At 73.2% G+C, this 18,863-nt stretch carries 19 protein-coding genes; 9 read left to right on the forward strand and 10 right to left on the reverse strand.

What is annotated here, in order from left to right; all coding sequences use genetic code 11:
* Positions 1-417: 417 nt before the first annotated feature.
* Positions 418-2,385, reverse strand: a complete 1,968-nt coding sequence (locus AOJ26_RS28040; RefSeq protein WP_234358689.1) for a HelD family protein — start codon at positions 2,383-2,385, stop codon at positions 418-420.
* Positions 2,386-2,750: 365 nt separating this feature from the next.
* Between AOJ26_RS28040 and AOJ26_RS28045 the strand changes: the two genes are divergently transcribed.
* Together AOJ26_RS28045 and AOJ26_RS28050 are read left to right on the forward strand one after the other, a co-directional pair.
* A complete protein-coding gene (locus AOJ26_RS28045) occupies positions 2,751-2,933 on the forward strand; it encodes a hypothetical protein (RefSeq protein ID WP_179200241.1) in 183 nt (60 codons plus the stop codon).
* Between the two features lie 72 nt (positions 2,934-3,005).
* The gene (locus AOJ26_RS28050) at positions 3,006-3,371 is read left to right on the forward strand and encodes a hypothetical protein (RefSeq protein ID WP_053851150.1); all 366 of its coding nucleotides are present in this window, start codon (positions 3,006-3,008) and stop codon (positions 3,369-3,371) included.
* Positions 3,372-3,383: 12 nt separating this feature from the next.
* On the opposite strand, the gene AOJ26_RS28055 is transcribed toward AOJ26_RS28050, so the two are convergent.
* On the reverse strand, positions 3,384-5,030 hold the full coding sequence (locus AOJ26_RS28055; protein ID WP_053851165.1) for a DNA repair helicase XPB: 1,647 nt from the start codon (positions 5,028-5,030) through the stop codon (positions 3,384-3,386).
* 154 nt (positions 5,031-5,184) lie between these two features.
* On the opposite strand from AOJ26_RS28055, the gene AOJ26_RS28060 reads away from it, so the two are divergent.
* Positions 5,185-5,724: a hypothetical protein gene (locus tag AOJ26_RS28060; protein WP_053851166.1), complete on the forward strand. Its 540-nt coding sequence runs from the start codon at positions 5,185-5,187 to the stop codon at positions 5,722-5,724.
* 82 nt (positions 5,725-5,806) lie between these two features.
* Here the strand turns inward: AOJ26_RS28060 and AOJ26_RS28065 are convergent, their stop codons facing one another.
* On the reverse strand, positions 5,807-8,329 hold the full coding sequence (locus AOJ26_RS28065; protein ID WP_053851151.1) for a helicase C-terminal domain-containing protein: 2,523 nt from the start codon (positions 8,327-8,329) through the stop codon (positions 5,807-5,809).
* 156 nt (positions 8,330-8,485) lie between these two features.
* Between AOJ26_RS28065 and AOJ26_RS28070 the strand changes: the two genes are divergently transcribed.
* Positions 8,486-9,526, forward strand: coding sequence for a hypothetical protein (locus AOJ26_RS28070; protein ID WP_053851152.1), 1,041 nt, complete (start codon positions 8,486-8,488; stop codon positions 9,524-9,526).
* A 66-nt stretch (positions 9,527-9,592) separates the two neighbouring features.
* Positions 9,593-10,237, forward strand: coding sequence for an HAD family hydrolase (locus AOJ26_RS28075; RefSeq protein ID WP_053851153.1), 645 nt, complete (start codon positions 9,593-9,595; stop codon positions 10,235-10,237).
* On the opposite strand, the gene AOJ26_RS28080 is transcribed toward AOJ26_RS28075, so the two are convergent.
* Positions 10,204-10,464: a hypothetical protein gene (locus tag AOJ26_RS28080; RefSeq protein WP_053851154.1), complete on the reverse strand. Its 261-nt coding sequence runs from the start codon at positions 10,462-10,464 to the stop codon at positions 10,204-10,206. The genes AOJ26_RS28075 and AOJ26_RS28080 overlap by 34 nt on opposite strands.
* 163 nt (positions 10,465-10,627) lie before the next feature.
* Between AOJ26_RS28080 and AOJ26_RS45105 the strand changes: the two genes are divergently transcribed.
* Positions 10,628-11,011 (forward strand): cold-shock protein, encoded by a 384-nt coding sequence (locus AOJ26_RS45105; protein WP_053851155.1) that lies wholly within the window; start codon positions 10,628-10,630, stop codon positions 11,009-11,011.
* Complete coding sequence (locus AOJ26_RS28090; protein WP_053851156.1) at positions 11,011-11,466, forward strand: hypothetical protein; 456 nt, start codon at positions 11,011-11,013, stop codon at positions 11,464-11,466. The genes AOJ26_RS45105 and AOJ26_RS28090 overlap by 1 nt, the downstream gene beginning before the upstream one ends.
* Here AOJ26_RS28090 and AOJ26_RS28095 read toward each other — a convergent pair.
* The 4 genes from AOJ26_RS28095 to AOJ26_RS28110 all read right to left on the reverse strand — a co-directional run bounded on the left by AOJ26_RS28095 (position 11,459) and on the right by AOJ26_RS28110 (position 14,897).
* Positions 11,459-12,319 (reverse strand): 1,4-dihydroxy-6-naphthoate synthase, encoded by an 861-nt coding sequence (locus AOJ26_RS28095; protein WP_053851157.1) that lies wholly within the window; start codon positions 12,317-12,319, stop codon positions 11,459-11,461. The genes AOJ26_RS28090 and AOJ26_RS28095 overlap by 8 nt on opposite strands.
* Positions 12,309-12,974, reverse strand: a complete 666-nt coding sequence (locus AOJ26_RS28100) for a futalosine hydrolase (protein ID WP_053851158.1) — start codon at positions 12,972-12,974, stop codon at positions 12,309-12,311. Before AOJ26_RS28100 ends, AOJ26_RS28095 begins: the two co-directional genes overlap by 11 nt.
* Positions 12,975-12,987: 13 nt before the next feature.
* Positions 12,988-13,491, reverse strand: a complete 504-nt coding sequence (locus AOJ26_RS28105; RefSeq protein ID WP_053851159.1) for a hypothetical protein — start codon at positions 13,489-13,491, stop codon at positions 12,988-12,990.
* A 62-nt stretch (positions 13,492-13,553) separates the two neighbouring features.
* On the reverse strand, positions 13,554-14,897 hold the full coding sequence (locus tag AOJ26_RS28110) for an MFS transporter (protein WP_053851160.1): 1,344 nt from the start codon (positions 14,895-14,897) through the stop codon (positions 13,554-13,556).
* A gap of 404 nt (positions 14,898-15,301) precedes the next feature.
* On the opposite strand from AOJ26_RS28110, the gene AOJ26_RS28115 reads away from it, so the two are divergent.
* Positions 15,302-16,228, forward strand: a complete 927-nt coding sequence (locus AOJ26_RS28115) for a DUF3027 domain-containing protein (RefSeq protein ID WP_053851161.1) — start codon at positions 15,302-15,304, stop codon at positions 16,226-16,228.
* A 10-nt stretch (positions 16,229-16,238) separates the two neighbouring features.
* Here AOJ26_RS28115 and AOJ26_RS28120 read toward each other — a convergent pair whose 3' ends face one another.
* Both AOJ26_RS28120 and AOJ26_RS28125 read right to left on the reverse strand, forming a co-directional pair.
* A complete protein-coding gene (locus AOJ26_RS28120) occupies positions 16,239-17,192 on the reverse strand; it encodes a CU044_5270 family protein (protein WP_053851162.1) in 954 nt (317 codons plus the stop codon).
* Positions 17,185-17,802, reverse strand: coding sequence for an RNA polymerase sigma factor (locus AOJ26_RS28125; RefSeq protein WP_053851163.1), 618 nt, complete (start codon positions 17,800-17,802; stop codon positions 17,185-17,187). The genes AOJ26_RS28120 and AOJ26_RS28125 overlap by 8 nt, the downstream gene beginning before the upstream one ends.
* Before the next feature lie 170 nt (positions 17,803-17,972).
* Here AOJ26_RS28125 and AOJ26_RS28130 point away from each other — a divergent pair.
* Positions 17,973-18,863: sacsin N-terminal ATP-binding-like domain-containing protein (locus AOJ26_RS28130; RefSeq protein WP_420713311.1), on the forward strand; the 891-nt coding region annotated here is incomplete at its 3' end.

Consider the following 18,863-nt stretch of genomic DNA (forward strand, 5'->3'; position numbering starts at 1 on the left):
CGGGATGCGCCGGATGCCCGACAGCGCGCCGAGGTTGCCCAGCAGGGTGACGGGCGTGATCAGCACCGACAGCGGCCCCCACCAGCCCGTCACCATCGTGTCCGCCTGCATGTCCCGGAAGCTCGCCAGCGCACAGGTCCGGCAGAACACGCCCTCGCGCTTCAGGAACCGCATGATCACCACCATCCCCTGGTGGCCCCGGACCGTCACCGGGGCGGCCGGGACCGCTCCGCAGATCTGACAGGCGGCCGCCGACGGGTACGGTCCCGAGGGCTGCGGATACGGCACCGAAGGCTGCTGGTACGGCCCGGAGTTCGGCGCACAGGGCCCCGAAGTCGGCTGGTAAGCGGGGTGCGAGGGCGGCGGCGTGCTCAACGGGGGCCTCTCCGGGGGGACATGGCGAAACGCAGCAGCACCCTACTCGGCGAGCGCCGGCGGCAGCGGTGCGGTGTGCGTCACGATCAGGCCCGACACCGCTCGGGTCAGGGCCACGTACAGGCGCCGCAGGCCCGTGCGTTCGTCCGGCTCGCCGTCCACGACCGCCTGCGGCTCGTCCAGGACGACGTAGTCGTACTCCAGACCCTTGGCGAGGGACGCCGGGACCAGGGTCAGACGGGTCTCGGCCGTCGTCTCCTCGCCCGGGGCGAGGTACGGGATCCCCGCCTCCGTCAGCGCCTCGGCGAGGACCGGGACCCGGGCGTCCGCCGCGATCAGACCGGTCGAGCCCTCGTGGCGCAGCAACTCCTCGCAGGCGGCGACCACTTCGGCCGTGGCGGAGATCTCGCGCAGGTCGAAGAACCCCGGGTTCTCACGGACCGACGCCACCGGTGTGAGACCCGGCGCGATGTGCGGCAGCAGCCGGGAGGCGTACGTGATGACGTCCGTCGGCACCCGGAAACCGGCCGTCAGCTCCTCGATCACACCGTCCGACTTGCCGAGGTGCGCCAGCGCCTCGTCCCAACTCCGCGTCGCCCACGGTGTGGTGCCCTGCGCGAGGTCGCCCAGCACGGTCGCCGAACCGGTCGAGCAACGGCGGCCGACCGCCCGGTACTGCATGGGGGAGAGGTCCTGCGCCTCGTCGAGCACCACATGCCCGAGCGAGTGCGTGCGCTGCACGAGGTCCGTCGCCTCGTCGATCAGCACCGCGTCCGCGGCGGACCACTTGGCCGACTTCACCGACCGCACCGGCTTCGCCCACAGGATCGTCTTCTGCTCGTCCTCGTCGAGGATGCCCTCCGCGTGCTCGGCGAGGAAGTCCGCGTCCGTGAGCAGCCGCAGCACCAGCTTCGCCGGGTCCACCGGCGGCCAGATCGCCTTCACCGCCGCCTTCACCGCCGGGTTGCGGGCCACCGCGTCCTGCACCCGGTCGTCCGGTGCCTCCCCGGACCGCTCCATCTGCACCAGCACGGCGTGCGCGATGCGCTGCGGAAGGGCCTCACGGGCGGCGCCGTACCGGATGCCCCGGTCCAGCAGCTCCCGGACGATCTCCTCGATCTCGTACGCCGGGACCCGCCACCTGCGCGATCCGCGCACCACCATCACCGGCTCGGTCGGCATGGTCACGTGGGAGTACACCGCCCGCCTGAGCACCTCCGCCATCCTCGCGTCGCCCTTGAGGACGGCGGCGGGCGCCTCGTCGGTGCCGCGCACCTCCACGTGCGCCACGAGGTCGTCGACCGTGGCCTGCCGCACCGTCAACTCGCCCAGCGCGGGCAGCACCTGCTCGATGTAGTGCAGGAAGGACCGGTTCGGTCCGATGACGAGGGTGCCGGTGCGAGCGAGCCGCTCGCGGTGGGCGTAGAGGAGATAGGCGACCCGGTGCAGGCCGACGGCGGTCTTCCCGGTGCCGGGACCTCCCTGCACGCAGACCGTGCCGCCCAGCCCGGACCGTACGATCTCGTCCTGCTCGGGCTGGATCGTCGCCACGATGTCGCGCATCGGGCCGACGCGCGGCCGCTCGATCTCCTGCTGGAGCAGCTTGCTGGTGGCGGCGGCCTCCGCCGGGTCGGACAGGTGCTCGTCCTCGTACGCCGTGATCTCCCCGCGGGTGTACCCGAAGCGGCGGCGCAGCCCGACGTCCATCGGGTCCTTCTTGGACGCCCGGTAGAACGGCTGCGACACCGGCGCCCGCCAGTCGATCACCATCGGGTCGCCGTCGTGGTCGTGGACGTGCCGGCGCCCGATGTAGAAGCGCTCGCCCTCCGCGCCCTCGGCACGGTCGGCGCCGGGGGAGTGCAGGTAGTCGAGGCGGCCGAAGAACAGCGGGGTGTCGCTGAGGTCCGCCAGCGCCTTGATCCGGTCGTCGATCTGGCGGGCCAGGACCTCGGCGTTGACCCAGTTCGCGGTGACGTCCTTGATGTCCAGCGACTCGACGTCCTCGCGCATGGCGCGCAGTGCGGCACGGGAGCCGGCGAGGTGGGCGCGTTCGCGGGCGAGGGGATCGTCGTCTGCGGGCACGGGAATGGACGGCCTGGACAAGGGGGTGCCTCCGAAGGTGCTGCGGGCCGCGTGGTGGGAAGCCGACCGGTTTCCGTCCGGGCGGCGGCACTCCGTGAGGGAGGCGGGCAAGAGCGGAGATTCTAGAGGGAACCGGTGAGAGGGGGCCAACGCATTTCTCCGGGACCGGCCCCTAGGGGATCGCCCCTCCCCCTTCCGGGGTGGCTCCACCCAGCGGGCCGTACTCAGGTAGCACGGAAAGGGGCTACCTGAGACCGATGCCCTCTTTATGCCTGCTCGGCCACCATGGAGACATGAGCGCAGCGACCTTCACCCCAGCCCCCGGTCGCCCGTCCGGGGCGACCCCCGTCTCCGGTATCCACAGCACCCACCGCCTCGGCAACGCCCTGCGAGCGGTCCGCGTCTTCGCCGGCGCCGCCTTCGACGTCGTCATACTCGGCGAGTACGGCGAGGAGGCCGGCGTCCGCCGCCGCTGAGTACGGCACACGGCCCGGGATGAGTACCCGAGCCGATGTCCGGCCGCCTCCCGCGGCGGTTCACTCGGCGGTATGACGACAGCGACCGCACCGGCCCTTCCCGACCACGACCAGGACCGCCACGCGTGGGTGGCCCCGCTGGTCGCGACCGTCCTGCTGGTCGTCCTCGGCCCGCTCGCCCTGCTGTTCGGCGGCCTGTCCGCGATGGCCACCGACTCCTGCGGTCCCGACGACTGCCCGCGGGCGCTGACGGCGTCCCTGACCGTGATCTACGCGATCCTGGAGTTCGGGGCCCTGGTCACCCTGCCCGCCTTCGTCGCCTCCTGGGCCCTGCCCTGGCAGCGCCGCTGGTCCGCCCTGCGCGCGTGGCTGGCGCTCCTCGCGGTGCTGCCGCCGGCGACCGTCCTCGCGCTGGTCCTCACGCTGCTGACGCCGTAGCCGCCCCGGCGCTCAGGCCCCCTCCGCCAGCAGGTCGTCCGCGTCCACGATCCGGTAGGCGTACCCCTGCTCCGCCAGGAAGCGCTGGCGGTGGGCGGCGAAGTCCTGGTCGATGGTGTCGCGGGCGACCACCGAGTAGAAGTGCGCCTGGTGGCCGTCCGCCTTCGGGCGCAGCACCCGCCCGAGCCGCTGGGCCTCCTCCTGCCGCGACCCGAACGTCCCGGAGACCTGGATGGCGACGGTCGCCTCCGGCAGGTCGATGGAGAAGTTCGCCACCTTCGACACCACCAGCACGCTGATCTCGCCCTCCCGGAAGGCGTCGAAGAGCTTCTCGCGCTGGGCGTTGGTGGTCTCGCCCTTGATGACGGGGGCGTTCAGATGCTCGCCGAGTTCGTCGAGCTGGTCGATGTACTGGCCGATCACCAGGATCTGCTGCCCCGCGAAGCGCTTGACGAGCGCCTCCGTGACCTTCCGCTTGGTCGCGGTCGTGGCACAGAAGCGGTACTTCTCCTCCTGCTCGGCGGTGGCGTAGGCGAGCCGCTCCGAGTCGGTCAGGTTCACCCGCACCTCGACACAGTCGGCGGGCGCGATGTAGCCCTGCGCCTCGATCTCCTTCCACGGCGCGTCGAACCGCTTGGGCCCGATCAGCGAGAAGACGTCCGACTCCCGCCCGTCCTCCCGCACCAGGGTCGCGGTCAGCCCGAGCCTGCGCCGGGCCTGGAGGTCGGCGGTGAACTTGAAGACGGGCGCGGGCAGCAGGTGCACCTCGTCGTAGACGATGAGCCCCCAGTCCCGGGAGTCGAACAGCTCCAGGTGCGGGTAGACGCCCTTCCGCCGGGTCGTCAGCACCTGGTAGGTGGCGATGGTGACGGGCCGGATCTCCTTGCGGGTCCCGCTGTACTCGCCGATCTCGTCCTCGGTCAGCGAGGTCCGCTTCACCAGCTCGTGCTTCCACTGCCGGGCCGAGACGGTGTTGGTGACGAGGATCAGCGTGGTCGACTTGGCCTGCGCCATGGACCCGGCGCCGACGAGGGTCTTGCCCGCGCCACAGGGCAGGACGACCACTCCGCTGCCGCCGTGCCAGAAGTTCTCCACGGCCTGCTTCTGGTAGGGCCGGAGCGCCCAGCCGTCCTCGGCCAGCTCGATCGGGTGCGCCTCGCCGTCGACGTACCCCGCGAGGTCCTCGGCGGGCCAGCCCAGCTTCAGCAGCGTCTGCTTGATCTGCCCGCGCTCGGAGGGGTGCACGACCACGGTGTCCGGGTCCAGCCGCGCCCCGACCAGCGGGGTGATCCGCTTCGAGCGCAGGATCTCCTCCAGGACCGGCCGGTCGGTGGTGGTGAGCACGAGCCCGTGGGCGGGGTGCTTGCTGAGCGTGAGCCGCCCGTACCGGTCCATCGTCTCGGCGACGTCGACCAGCAGGGCGTGCGGCACCGGGTACCGGCTGTACTGCACCAGGGCGTCGACCACCTGCTCGGCGTCGTGCCCGGCCGCGCGCGCGTTCCACAGCCCGAGCGGGGTCACCCGGTAGGTGTGGATGTGCTCGGGCGCCCGCTCCAGCTCGGCGAACGGCGCGATGGCCCGACGGCACTCGTCGGCCTGCTCGTGGTCGACCTCGAGCAGCAGGGTCTTGTCGGACTGGACGATGAGAGGACCGTTCACGTACATGCATCCTTCCGCACGGGCCAAACGTCCAGTGTGCCTCAACCAGGGACGATCAAGGGAGGCCGAGCCGGCCGGGGGCGCTCGCGGTGCAACCCCGGCCCCCGCTCGGGTGTCTTGACTGGCGGGAGCGGTCTGGGGAGGACACATGGGGATGTCTGCGGGCAGATGGGCCGTCGGCGGGGGTGCGGTCGTGGTGCTGGTGGCGACGGGGGCGTGGGCCCACTGGCCGTCAAACGCCGACCCCCGGCTGTGGAACCAGGTGCGCCCCGTCATAGAGGCGCGGCTCGTGGAGCAGGTGCGCGGTTCCGGGTACGGGGAGAGTGAGCCCGGGCTGCGGGCGCGGTGGTTCTGCCGGGCGGAGGCGGTGGACGTCGACGAGCGGGACGGGCTCGTGCGGGCCGGCGTCAGCACGTTGTGCCTGGAGTACGGGGTGCGCGCGGGGCACCTGGTGGAGTGCGGCGGCGCCGAGGTCCCGCAGGTGCTGCGACTGCGGCGGGAGGCCGACGGCGACTACACGGTCGTGTCGCAGGAGGAGCCCCCCGAGGGCGCGGGCTACGCGGAATGGATGACGAGCCGCTTCGGCTACATCACCACGGTCTCCTTCGACGCCGACGTGGCCGCGGGCCCTCTGGAGTCCGCGGCCCGGACCCATTTCGGGCTGTCGGCCGGCTCTCCTCCGGCGGAGTGCTGACGGGGGTCTGGGTCCCCGCCTGAGGGTCGTCCTCGGCGCCGGTGCGGCCGCGGGCCCGCTTCGGGCTGCCTGCCCGCTCTCGCTAGTCCTCCGCCAGTTCCGCCACCCCGGTCACCCGGTGCAGCGGGTACGTGCGGACCTCGTCCGCCGTGTGGTCGTAGGCCGTCACGAAGCCGCCCTCGACGCGGATGGGGGCGATGACGCGCTGGCTGGCGGCGCCCTCGGCGTTGACGTAGCCGATCCACAGGGCCTCGCCGGTCAGGACGGCGGCCTGCATGGTGGCGAGGGTCTCGGCGGAACTGGTGCGGGGGAGCTCGCCGGTGGCGGGCAGGGGCTGGTCGCCCTGTCTGCGCGGGGTCGTGGCGGCCAGGTCGCCGGCCCGGATGGCCCGGATCGCGGCCGACAGGAGGGTCGCGTCGGGCACCGGCGGGCCGTCCCGGACGGGTTCGGGGGCCGTGCGCGGCGGGGTGCGGTGGGCGTGGGCCCGGGTGATCAGGACATCGCCCTCCGCGGACTCGGCGGCCGGGGCGAAGCCCATCGCGCGCAGCCCGTCCAGCAGGGACGCCGGGTCGGCCTGCGCGGCCAGCACCGTCGGGGCCAGGCGGCGCAGGCGCAGGCCCGCGGCGCGCTTGTCGGCGAGGATCTCGTTGAGCAGGGCGTCGTCGTCGCAGCGGACGTACGCGGAAGCCGCGCCCACCCTGAGGTGGCCGTGCCGGCGGGCCACGTCGTCGATCAGGTACGTCAGCGGCTGCGGCACCGGCGTGCGCGCGTGCGCGGCGAGGAAGGCGTGCAGGTCGGACGCGGACTGGCCGGCGTCCAGAGCACGGCGGACCGAACCGGGCGTGAAGCGGTAGACCGTGGCCCCGCCCTTGGACTCCACGTCGGCCAGGACGTCCAGCACCTCGGCCAGCGACCGCTGCAAGGGGCCGGGGGCCACCGCCGTCAGGTCGGCCTGGAGCAGGACGTGGTCGAGCGGCTCGGGCAGCAGCGGTGCGAGCAGCCGGGCGGCCGCGGCGGACGCGGTGGCCTGCTCGGCGGGGGAGAGGGGTTCGACGGCGGCCACGGGGCGGTGGTGCACGGGGAGCTTGTCCCCAGGGCCCTCCGGCACCGCGGCCGGCGTCCTCGGCGCGGTCAGCCCCAGCAGGGCCCGCCCGTGCCCCGACAGCGCTCCTCGTCCCGTCACGCCCAGCAGTTCCGCCTCCGCCAGCGTCCACTCGGCGAGCCGCGACCGCAGGTCGTCCTCGCGCTGCGGCCCTCGCAGCGGACGCTCCCAGCGCAGCCGGGCCAGCACCGACTCCCTGGACGGCGACGCCCCCTCCGGCAGCCCCGCGAGCAGCGCCAGCACCCGGTGCCGTACCTCGGGGGCGGCGCTGCGGTCGAGTCCCGGGCCCAGCGTCGACAGCGTGCGGTCCTTCGCGTCCCGGCCGCCCACCAGCCCGGACACCCGGGTCGCCGTGAGCCACGCCTGCGCCAGCCGGGCCCAGCGCTGTGCCGGGGGCTGCTCCAGCCACTCGTCGTGGGCCGGGGTCGCCGCGTACCGCTCGTCGGCCTCGCCGTCGGAGGCCAGCAGGCCCGCCGCGTACGCCAGCTCCACCCAGAACGCGGCGACCGGTTCGGCCACGTCCAGGGCGACGGCGGTGCGCTTGAGGTCGCGGACGCTGAGGCCGCCCGCCCGCAGCACCGAGGGGCCGCCCTCGTCCCAGTCCTTCAGCAGCTCCTCGACGGTCGCGAGCGCGGTGTACGCCTGCCCGGCCGCCGTCGCGTCCACCACCTGCGGACGGTGGGTCGCCGCGGGCTCCACGGCCGGCGGCAGCGGCTCCACCTCCCGGTGCGCCCGGCCGCCGCGCAGGTGCAGGGCCACCTCCCGCGGGAGCACGACCGTCCCGGGCGCCGTCGGCACCAGCAGCCCCAGGTCCAGCAGCCGCCGCAGACGGGCCGCAGGGTCGGCGGTGACCTGGCCGTAGGGCGGGCCCCAGACCAGCCGCGCGAGCACCTCCTGCGACTCCTCCGGGAGCCCGGCGAGCAGCGCCGACATCCGCTTGCGGTCGGTGAACAGGGCCGTCAGCGAGGCCACCGCGGAGACCGAGTCGTGGGTCGAGCCGAGCCCCGCCGCCGTGACGATGTCCTGGATGCGGCCCGGCGACATCCCCGCCGTGGCCTCCTGCACGGTCGGCCCGAGCCCGGTCGGCGACGGATGCTGCGGCGAGGGCGCGAGCAGTTCGCGGGCCGTGCGGACCAGCCGCAGCCGGTCGTCGTCGCCCCACACCAGGGCCTGCTCCCGCAGGGTGCCGAGGGCGCGCGGGAGGGCCGCCGAGACGGCCGGGTCGCCGCCGTCACCGGTCAGCAGCGCCAGCAGTTCGCCGTAGGGGGCCGGGTCGGCCGCCACCGCCAGTGCCTCCGCCGTCTGGAGCGCGAAACGGTCCAGCCGCTCCAGCGCCCGCACCACCGACGCCCGCGTCCCGGCCCGGGTGGCGAGCTGGGTGAGGTCCGTGGGCACGGGCGTGATCAGGTCGGGGCGGGCACGCAGAAGCGCGGCCAGGGACGCGTCGTCCCTGGCCCGGAGCGCTTCCGCGAGGGAGCGCGGCGGTACGGCCGGGTTGCTCATCCGACCAACGGTAGCGGGTGGCGCGGCGGGCCAGGGGTGACGTGCACCGCGCCCGCGCGACCGTCATTCTCCGCGCCGGGGCCCGTCCGGTCGGCGGCTGCCTGCGCTAACGTCGTCCCACGGGGTATCCAACGCACCCGCCCCGGAGGGGACTTCGTGGGTATCGAGAGCGACCAGGTCGTCTACGAGTATCTGAGCCGCGTCGGCGATGTCGCGCAGCAGCGGCAGTTGCCGTCGTCCACCCGTATGCGGCTCGTCTCGGAACTGCGCAACGAGATCGACCGGCGGCGCGCCAAGGTGACCGTGGACTCGCCCGCCGCCGTCCGCCGGATCATCGCCAGGCTGGGCAGCCCGGACGAGGTGGTCACCGCCGCCGGGGGCACGGCGGACAGCGCCCCGCAGGCGCCGGTCGTCGCCATGCCCGTGCAGCGGGACCGGGAGACGGAGGAGACCGAGCGGCCGAAGGGGCTGCGCAAGGTCGTGCCCCGGCCGCGCCCCGACACCCCGCCACGGCCGGCCCCCGCGGCCGACCGCGACACCTCCCACGGGCCGCACCTGGCCGGTCTCGACGAACTCGGCGACAGTGCGACGCAGCCCGACTGGTGGCGGGTGGACAGCAGTCCCTTCGGCGTCGGCGACAGCGTGCCGGGCTTCGTGGGCGGAGTGGAGATCCCGGAGCTGCTGAAGCCCCCGCCGCCCAAGGAGGAGAAGAAGCCGGAGCCCGCGCCCGCCGTGGAGCAGGCGGCGCCCGCGCCGGTGGTGAAGGCCCGGACGGCCTGGTGGAAGCGCGCGACGAAAGCGAAGGCCGCGGCACCGGTCGTCGAAGCCGCCCCGGCCCGCCGCCGGTTCGCCGGCCCCGGGAGCTGGAGCAACCCGCTCCTGCTGCTCGCCGCCGCCCTCCTGGTCGCCGGTGCCGTGCTCGGGAACCTGCTCGTCCTGGTCGTCGGCTGGCTCATCGCGTGGGCCTCGCGCCGGCTGAGCGACGCCGAGACCAAATGGGCCGTCGTGTTCCTGCCGAGCCTCGCGCTCACCGCGGGGATCGTCTGGCTGTGGGGCCGCAACGAGGGCCGCTGGGGCGAGCCGATCGCCCGGGGGCACATGAACGACGCGGTCGCGGAGACCTGGCCGTGGGTCGTGCGGGGCGCGGCCGTGGCCTCGGCGCTGTTCCTGGTGTGGCGCTCGCAGCGGCGGCGGTAGACCACGGGCGCCGGGGCACCGGAAATCGTTGTCCTGCGGCCTGACCGCTTGGGCACAATGGCTCATATGGCCTCTACAAGCACCTCCGCCCCGACCGTCGGCTTCGACCTCGACATGACGCTCGTCGACTCCCGTCCCGGCATCCACGCCTGCTGGGTGGAACTGTCCGAGCGGACCGGGACGTACGTCGACGCCGACCTGGTGGTGACGCGGCTCGGGCCGCCGCTCCAGGAGGAGATGGCGCACTGGTTCCCGGCGGACCGGGTTTCGGCCATGGCGGACCTCTACCGCGAGCTGTACCCGTCGTACGCCATCACCGGCACCCTGGCGCTGCCCGGCGCCCGCGAGGCGATACACGCCGTGCAGGAGGCCGGCGGGCGGGCGATCGTGGTGACGGCCAAGTGGGAGCCCAACGCGAAGCTGCACATGCAGCACCTGGGCATGGAGCCCGACGCGGTGATCGGCAACCTGTGGGCCGAGGGCAAGGGCGAGGCCCTGCGCGAGCACGGCGCGAGCGTGTACGTCGGGGACCACGTCGGCGATGTGCGCGGGGCGCGGATCGCCGAGGCCCTCTCGGTCGCGGTGACCACCGGCCCGTGCTCCGCCGCGGAACTGACCGAGGCCGGCGCCGATGTCGTCCTCGGCGCTCTCACCGAGTTCCCGGGGTGGTTTTCGGACTACCGCGCGGACGGTGTTCCGGCCCGCGCCTGACGCCTTCCCGCCGCGACGGATTGCAGCACGCCCGCACCGGCCACCACGAAACCGACGGCCATGAGCATGCTCAATCCGAACATGTACGTCGGAAAAGGCGTCGTTCCGAGCAGGAACGGGGCCACGGTGACCAGAGTGGCCACCGCGCCGATGAAGAACACGATGGCTCCGGCACGGATCAGTCGGTCACCGGGAGCGGCGGAATTCGTTTGGGTTTTGTCACGCACCGGACCAGGGTAGTTCCCTGCCCGAAGGAACAACCGGGCGACGTCTTGTCACCGGCCTGAAGACCATTAGCCTTGGTACCGGCGGGTCCCGACGACCCGCCCCAGTGCTATCAAGAGCCGTTTCAGAAGCAGTTTTCCGACGAGTACGAGGACGAGGACAGACGTGCCTACCGGCAAGGTCAAGTGGTTCAACAGCGAGAAGGGCTTCGGCTTTCTCTCCCGCGACGACGGCGGTGACGTCTTCGTCCATTCCTCGGTCCTCCCCGCCGGAGTCGAGACGCTCAAGCCCGGGCAGCGGGTGGAGTTCGGAGTGGTCGCGGGGCAGCGCGGTGACCAGGCCCTCTCGGTGGCCATCCTGGACCCGACGCCCTCGGTCGCGGCGGCGACCCGCAAGAAGCCGGACGAACTGGCCTCCATCGTCCAGGACCTGACGACCCTCCTGGAGAACATCACACCGATGCTGGAGCGCGGCCGCTACCCCGAGAAGACCGCCGGGAAGAAGATCGCCGGTCTGCTGCGAGCGGTCGCCGACCAGCTCGACGTGTAGTGAGCGGGACCCGGGCCGAGGCGCCGTCCCCCCGGCTGCCGGAGCACATCCGGCGGCAGCGGCGCCACACCCTGGAGTTGCTGACCGTCTGCGCCATCGGCCTCGTCCCGTGGACGATCCTGCTGGCCTGCACGCTGCCCAGCGGGTACACGGTCCGTCAGTGGCGCACCACCTGGGTCGGCTTCGACGTCCTGCTGCTGCTCGCGATGGCCGCCACGGCGCTGCTGGGCTGGCGCCGCCACCGGGGGGTCGTGGTGGCGGCCGTGTCGACCGGTGCCCTGCTGGTCTGCGACGCGTGGTTCGACGTGTCGCTGGCCCTGGGCACCCCGGACGTCTGGGGCGCGGCGGCATTGGCGGTGTGCGTGGAACTCCCGCTCGCGGGCTTCCTCATCCACCGGGTCCTCGGAATGTTGAAACTGGTCCAATGGCCGGAAGCCGCAAAGGGCGTCAGATAAACGACAACGCGTCGGGCCGCAAAGCCGGTACAAGCCCTTCCGCGGCCGCCCGGGTCAACAGCCCGCGAACCGCCGCATATCCGTCCTCGCCGAGGTCCGCGGTGAACTCGTTGACGTACAGACCGATGTGCTGATCGGCGACCGCGGGATCCATCTCCTGCGCATGCTCCATGACATAAGGACGGGAAACCTCGGGCGCGTCCCAGGCGGCCCGCACGGAAGCACGGACGGAGTCGGCGAGCAGCGACAGGCGCTCCGTCCCCAGCGACCGCTTCGCGATGATCGCGCCCAGCGGAATCGGCAGCCCGGTCGTCGACTCCCAGTGCTCGCCCATGTCCGCGAGCTTGTGCAGCCCGTAGTTCTGGTACGTGAAACGCGCCTCGTGGATCACCAGCCCCGCGTCGACCTTCCCGTCCCGCACGGCCGGCATGATCTCGTGGAACGGCAGCACCACGATCTCCCCGACCCCGCCCGGCAGCACGTCCGCCGCCCACAGCCGGAACAGCAGGTACGCCGTCGACTTCTCGGACGGCACGGCGACGGTACGGCCGGTGAGGTCCACCCCGGCCTCCCGCGTCAGCACCAGCGGCCCGCAGCCCCGGCCCAGTGCACCCCCGCACGGCAGCAGCGCGTACTCGTCGAGGACGTACGGCAGCACGGCGTACGACACCTTCAGCACATCGAACTCACCGCGCTCCGCCATCCCGTTGGTGACGTCGATGTCGGCGAAGGTCACGTCCAGCCCGGGCGCCCCCGGCACCCGGCCGTGGGCGAGGGCGTCGAAGACGAACGTGTCGTTCGGGCAGGGGGAGTACGCGATCTTCAGCGCTTCGGTCGTCTGCTCAGTCGTCATGGTGTTCCCAACTCTCCAGTACGGGCGTCAGCTTCCCGAACCCCTCCGTCAGGGCCGCGAGCGCGTCACCGATGCGCCAGGCGGCCCGGTCGCGCGGGCCGACCGGATTGGACACGGCACGGATCTCCAGCACGGGCACCCCGTGGATCCCGGCCGCCTCGGCGACCCCGAAGCCCTCCATGGCCTCGGCGAGGGCGGTGGGGTGGCGTTCGCGCAGGGCACTCGCGCGGGCGGCCGTACCGGTCACCGTGGAGACGGTGAGCACGGCCCCGGCGCGTGCCCCGGTCGCGGCGGTCGCGGCCCGTACGAGAGCCACGGGCGGACGGTGGGTGACGGTGCCGAACCCCAGCCCGGTCACCGGCACGAACCCCTCGGCGGTCTCCGCCCCGAGGTCGGCCGCGGTGATCTCGTCGGCGACGACGAGCGAGCCGACCGGCGCGTGCGGGAGGAACCCGCCGCCGATCCCGGCGGACACGACGAGACCGTAGCCGGAGCCCTCCAGTGCGGCCCGGGTGAGCGCGGTGGCGGTGCCGGCGGCGGCCAGAGCGGGCCCGACCCCCACGGCGAGGACGTCGACGGCCTGCGCCGGGCCCGTGAACGCACGGGCCACCGCGTCCCGTTCGACCGGGACCGCGGTGGCCACGAGGATGCGCATCGGAATCAGCGGATCAGTAGTCGGAGTTCTCCAGCTTGAAGTTCCAGACGCCCTTGAACGCCTTGCTCTCGCCGGAGGACTGCTTGTCCTGCTCGACGATGCTGATGTACAGCGTCTTCTGCGGGGCCTGGCCCTGCTGCTGGGCGAACAGGTCGACACCGTCGAAGGCGTAGTACGTCTTCTTGTAGGCGTACGTCATCTGCTGGCCGTTGATCCACAGCGCCCAGCCGGTGTCCGCGATCTCGGGGTCGACGCCGACGCGCAGGGTCTCGCTCTGCTTGACCTTGATCGTCTTGACGTCCGACTTCTCCAGGGCGCACTTGGCGGCCTTCGCCTTGCCGAGGTCGTTGCCGTCGTCGTAGCAGACGGCCTCGGCGCTCACCGAGGTCGAACCGACCGTGACGGTGACGCGCGGCGTCGGCTTGTCGCAGGCCGACAGGACGAGCAGTCCGGCGGAAACGAGGCCGGCGGCGGCGACGGCGCGGCGGCGTCGCACATCGGATTGCAGCGTGGTCATGGCGGAAGGCTATCGGGCGGGTACAGCAGTGCCTTTATGCGGGGTGCGGCGAGCCCTGTCGGTTACGCCACTCGCGCCGTGGCGGAGCTGCCGTGCCGTGCCGAGCTCAGCAGCCCCTTGGCGGTGGCCAGCCAGCCCGCGGCCACGACCGCGGCGGCCACCGACAGACCCAGGTAGCCGTTGAGCGGCATCACGATGCCGACCGCGCCGCCGAACACCCACGACACCTGGAGCATCGTCTCGGAGCGGGCGAACGCCGAGGTGCGGACCAGTTCGGGCACGTCCCGCTGGATCAGCGCGTCCAGGGACAGCTTCGACAGGGCCTGCCCGAACCCGGCGACCGCCGCGAGACACGCCACCAGGAACGCGCCGAAGAAGATCGCCGCCGTGATCGCCGCGCCCAGCACGATCGCCACCACCGTCAGGATGATGATCTCCGGTGCCCTCGACCTGAGCCACGCCCCGACCGCCGTGCCCAGCGCGTTGCCCGCGCCCGCCGACACGGCCACCAGACCCAGGGAGACCGCCGCGCTCTCGCCGGTCAGCGGATGCTCGCGCAACAGGAACGCGAGGAAGAAGGTGAGGAAGCCGGAGAGCCAGCGCAGGGCCGCGTTGGCGCCGAGGGCGTGGGTGACGGCGGTGCCGACCGTGCGCAGCCCCGGCCGCTTGACCGGCTTGAGATGCGGGCCGTGCAGATGCTCCTCGTCGGCGGCGAGCAGCGCCACGTCCTCGCCCTTGGCCGAGTCGACCTTCGGCGGTAGCGAGAACGACAGGAACGTGCCCGCGATGAAGATCACGAAGGCGCCGTAGAGCGGCCAGCGCGGTCCGATGGCCTGGAGCCCCGCGCCGACCGGGGCCGCGATGCCGGTGGCGAGGAGGCCGCCCAGGGTGACGCGGGAGTTCGCCTTGACGAGGGAGAAGCGGGGCGGGAGCAGCCGGGGCACGACCGCGCTCCTGACCACGCCGTACGCCTTCGAGGCCACCAGTACGCCGAGGGCCGCCGGATACAGCTCCAGGCTGCCCGTGGCCACCGCCCCGGCGATGATCAGCGCGAGCATCGCCCGGGCGAGCATGGCGCCCGCCATCGCGGCCCGGCGGCCGTGCGGGAGGCGGTCGAGAAGGGGGCCGATCACGGGCGCGAGGACCGTGAAGGGCGCCATGGTGATGGCGAGGTAGAGGGCGACGCGCCCACGCGCCTCGTCGGTCGGCACCGAGAAGAACACCGTGGAGGCGAGGGCGACGGTGATCATCACGTCCCCCGCGCCGTTGACCGCGTGCAGCTCGATCAGCTTGCCGAGGCCGGACTCGCCCGCCCCGTGCGCGTGGGTCGCCTTGCGGATGCCGCGGGCCGTACCGGTGAACGGGAAGTGCAGGGCACGGCCGACGGCACGCACGGACCCTGTCATCCGGCCCGAACCGCCACCGACTCCGGTGGCTCCCTGGGGTGTCCTCGTGGCTGCCACCCCGTCATAGTGCCCCGAGAAGGCTGTGAGTAGTGCGGTTACCGCGCGTATGAGCGCATATGAAGTGTCACACGCGGCCCACCGGAAGCCGGCCTGAGGCCCACCGGTGGCAACGAACCATCACGTCGGTGTAGGCCGAGCGGCGGCGAACAGGTAGCGTGCGTAGCGCGCCGTGGCGAACGTTCTCGGCCGCGCGCCTCTCTGACATCCCGCAGAATGGATGGGAGCAGGTGCGCCCGAGCGCGATCGGGCGCGGACGTCGACGCGGTCCTCCGGTCCGCTCCGTCCGCACCCACCGCCTTCAGGCCGGCGCACCCGAGTGACGGCGTAGGAGAGAAGCGATACCTGTGAGCGCAGCGACAACGCGAAGCCGCACCCCCGACCGCCTGTGCGCCGAGGCCGTCGACCTCGCCCGCGGCGCCGCCGAGGAGGCCGCCGCGCCCGGGGTGGTGGGCGAGCACGCGGGCCTGGTCTCCGAGGGGGACCGTGTCGTCACGCACTTCTTCGAGTGCAAGGAACTCGGCTACCGCGGCTGGCGCTGGGCCGTGACCGTGGCGCGCGCCTCCCGCGCGAAGATCGTGACGCTGGACGAGGTCGTCCTGCTCCCCGGCCCGGACGCGCTGCTGGCACCGGAGTGGGTGCCCTGGAGCGAACGCCTGCGCCCCGGCGACATGGGCCCCGGCGACCTGCTCCCCACCGACGCCGAGGACCTGCGTCTGGAGCCCGGCTACACCGGCGAGGACGAGCCCCTGCCGAGCGCGCCCGTCTCCGAGGAGATGGCCGAGCTGGTCGAGGCGGAGGACGCGGAGCTCACGGCGGGCACCCCGTCGAACCTCCCGGTCGTCCCGACCCGCGGCTCCATCGCCGCGGTCGCCGAGGAACTGGGCATGCGCCGGGCCCGCGTCCTGTCCCGCTACGGCCTCCACATCGCCGCCGACCGCTGGGAGGAGTCCTTCGGCGCCAAGACCCCGATGGCCCAGGCCGCCCCGGCCCCCTGTGCGAGCTGCGGCTTCCTGGTCCCGCTCGGCGGCTCCCTTGGCCAGGCCTTCGGACTGTGCGCCAACGAGTTCGCCCCGGCGGACGGCCGGGTGGTGTCGCTGGCGTACGGCTGCGGCGGCCACTCGGAGGCGGCGGTCATGCCGAAGCCGCCCCAGCCGGCCCCGCCGGTGATCGACGAGACCAGGGTGGACCCGTTCCCGCTGCGCCCCGCCCGGGACTCCGGCTCGGTGCCGGAGACCGCGGACGAGGCGTCGGCGGAACTGGGCCACTCGTAGGGCCTTCGGCTCACGGGCGCTGGAACACCCGGTCCACCACGCCGTCGGCGACGATGTACTGCGACTGGTCGTAGGCGTAGGCCGTGCCCTTCTCCGTGATCCGCTCACGCAGCCCCAGGTAGCGGTACGTCTTCGCGTCGAAGAGCAGCAGCCGCCCGCCGTCCGCCCAGGGGGTGCCGGGCGGGCCGACGTACCGGACGCCGATGGCGGTGTGCCCGACGAACTCCGTCCGGCGCGGCAGCACCTCGACCCCGGGGACGGCGGAGAGCGCCTCGAACGCCGCGGAGCGCAGCCCCTTGGGCAGGACGGGCCTGCCGAGCAGACCGGAGAGGTGGAACTGGATCTGCGGCCACTCGTCTGCCCTGGTCCTCCGGCCGAAGTCGGGCTTCGTGCCCGACTCGCGCAGCACGATCGTCAGCCTGGCCGGGTCGAGGGGCAGCTTCTTCAACTTCGACCACTCACGCGGCGGCCAGGAGTACTCGCCCTTCTGGGCCGGTGGCACCCACTGTTTGTAACCCAGCTCGCTGACGTAGGACTTCTTGGACCCGTCGACCGAGCTCCAGCTCTCGTCGACGTACTTCTTCACGGGACCGCCCGAGACCGGCCTGCGTTCGATGACCCCCTTGGTGTAGATGAACTGATCGTCGCGCGGGGCGAGCGGCTTCTCGGTGCGCAGTGCCTCGGCCGCCGCCCCCCGCAGCACGGTGGCCGCGCTCACGGTCCGGGTGCGGGGTGCGCTCTCCCCGGTGTCCTGCGAGATCACCACGGTCGTGGTGACGGCCGCAGCGGCGACGCCGGCCACGGCGATCCGCAGCAGCGGACGGCGGCCGACACCGGGTACGGCGGCGGGGGCGGTGGGTGCCCGCATCGCCTGGTGGAGGCGGAAGCGGGCCCGGGCCCGGGCGGCGTCCGTGAGAGGGGGCGCGTCCGCGTCCCACTCCCGCAGAAGTTCGATCTCATTCATCGTCGGATTCCTCTCGGAGAGCGGTCGGATCGGATCCGCCCAATGCCTCACGAAGTTTTCTGCGTGCCCTGTGCAGCCGTGACCGGACCGTGCCCACCGGCACCCCGAGGGCGCACGCGACCTCGTCGTAGCCGAGGTCGGCCCAGGCGACCAGGAGCAGTACGTCCCGGTGCCGGGCGGGCAACCGGGCCAGGGCACCGGCGAGTTCGGCGCGCACCGCCTGGGCGCTGACCCGGGCCGCCACCCGGTCCGCGACCGTCTCCTCGGCCGGTCCGCCGGGAGCGGCCGGGGGCAGCCGGCCGAGTGTCCGCAGCCGTCGGGCCTCGGCCCGCCGGTGCCGGCCGATGAGGTTGGTGGCGATGCCGAACAGCCAGGGACGGGCGTCGGCAGCCTCCGTGCGGTACCGGAAGCGCTGCTGGAACGCGGTGGTGAAGGTCTCCGCCATCACGTCCTCGGCCGCCTCCGCACCCAGCCGGCGCGCCGCGTACCGGTGCACCGAGTCGGCGTGGCGGTCGAAGAGCACGGCGAACGTCTCGGGCTCGTCCCACGACCGTTCGATCACCGAGGCGTCGCTGTCCTGCCCCACGCCGACGCCTGGTTCGACGGTCATCGGGGCTCCTTTCGTCGTAGTGGCGCTGTGAAGCTCGGGCTTTCACCCGTACTTCGCCCCTCGGCCAAATCCGGTTCCCGCGGGGAGCGGGCGCGGGGGCCGCAAGGGGCGGAGTCACCGTCCTCCCTCGTCGCGGTACCTTCGTCGTCACGCCGATGAGGAGAGTCAACGTGAGCAAGTTCGTGCGGCCCGCTGCCGAGGGTGCCGACCCGTTCGGGACCGCCCGGCTCCGGCGAGGGGTGCTGGACGCCTGGGCCACCAGCCCCGCCCGGTTCCGGGAGGACGCCAACGCCGAGGAGGACCTCGTCCTCGGCGGGTACCGGGACCGGCTCGTCGTCGAGCTCGCGCAGAACGCCGCCGACGCAGCGGCCCGGGCCGGCGTGCCGGGACGGCTGCGGCTCACCCTGCGCGAGGGCGTCCTGTTCGCCGCCAACACCGGCGCCCCGCTGGACGCGGCCGGTGTCGAGTCGCTCTCCACGCTCCGCGCCTCCGCCAAGCGCGACCAGACGGACGGCTCGGTCGGCCGCTTCGGCGTCGGCTTCGCCGCCGTGCTCGCCGTCACCGACGAGCCCGCCGTCGTCGGCCGCCACGGCGGGGTCCGCTGGTCCCTCGCCGAGGCCCACGACCACGCCGCCGAGACCGCCCGCCACAGCCCCGGACTCGGCGACGAGATCCGCCGCCGCGACGGCCATGTCCCGTTGCTGCGGCTCCCGTTCGCGGCCGAGGGCAGCGCGCCCGACCCCTACGACACCGTCGTCATCCTGCCGCTGCGCGACCCCGCCGCCGCCGACCTCGCCGAGCGCCTGCTGAACGCCGTCGACGACGCCCTTCTCCTCGCTCTGCCCGGGCTTGAGGAGGTCGTCGTCGAGACGGCCGACGCGACCCGCACGATCAGCCGCCGCACCGAGGACGGCCTCACCGTCGTGGAGGACTCGCGGGACGGCACGACCCGGTGGCGCACCGCCTCCGCGCACGGGCCCCTCACCCCCGAACTCCTCGCCGACCGGCCCGTGGAGGAGCGGCTGCGACCGCACTGGTCGCTCACCTGGGCGGTGCCCGCC

Origin of the sequence: Streptomyces sp. NRRL B-24085 (assembly GCF_001282115.1) — a bacterium.
GTDB lineage: Bacteria > Actinomycetota > Actinomycetes > Streptomycetales > Streptomycetaceae > Streptomyces.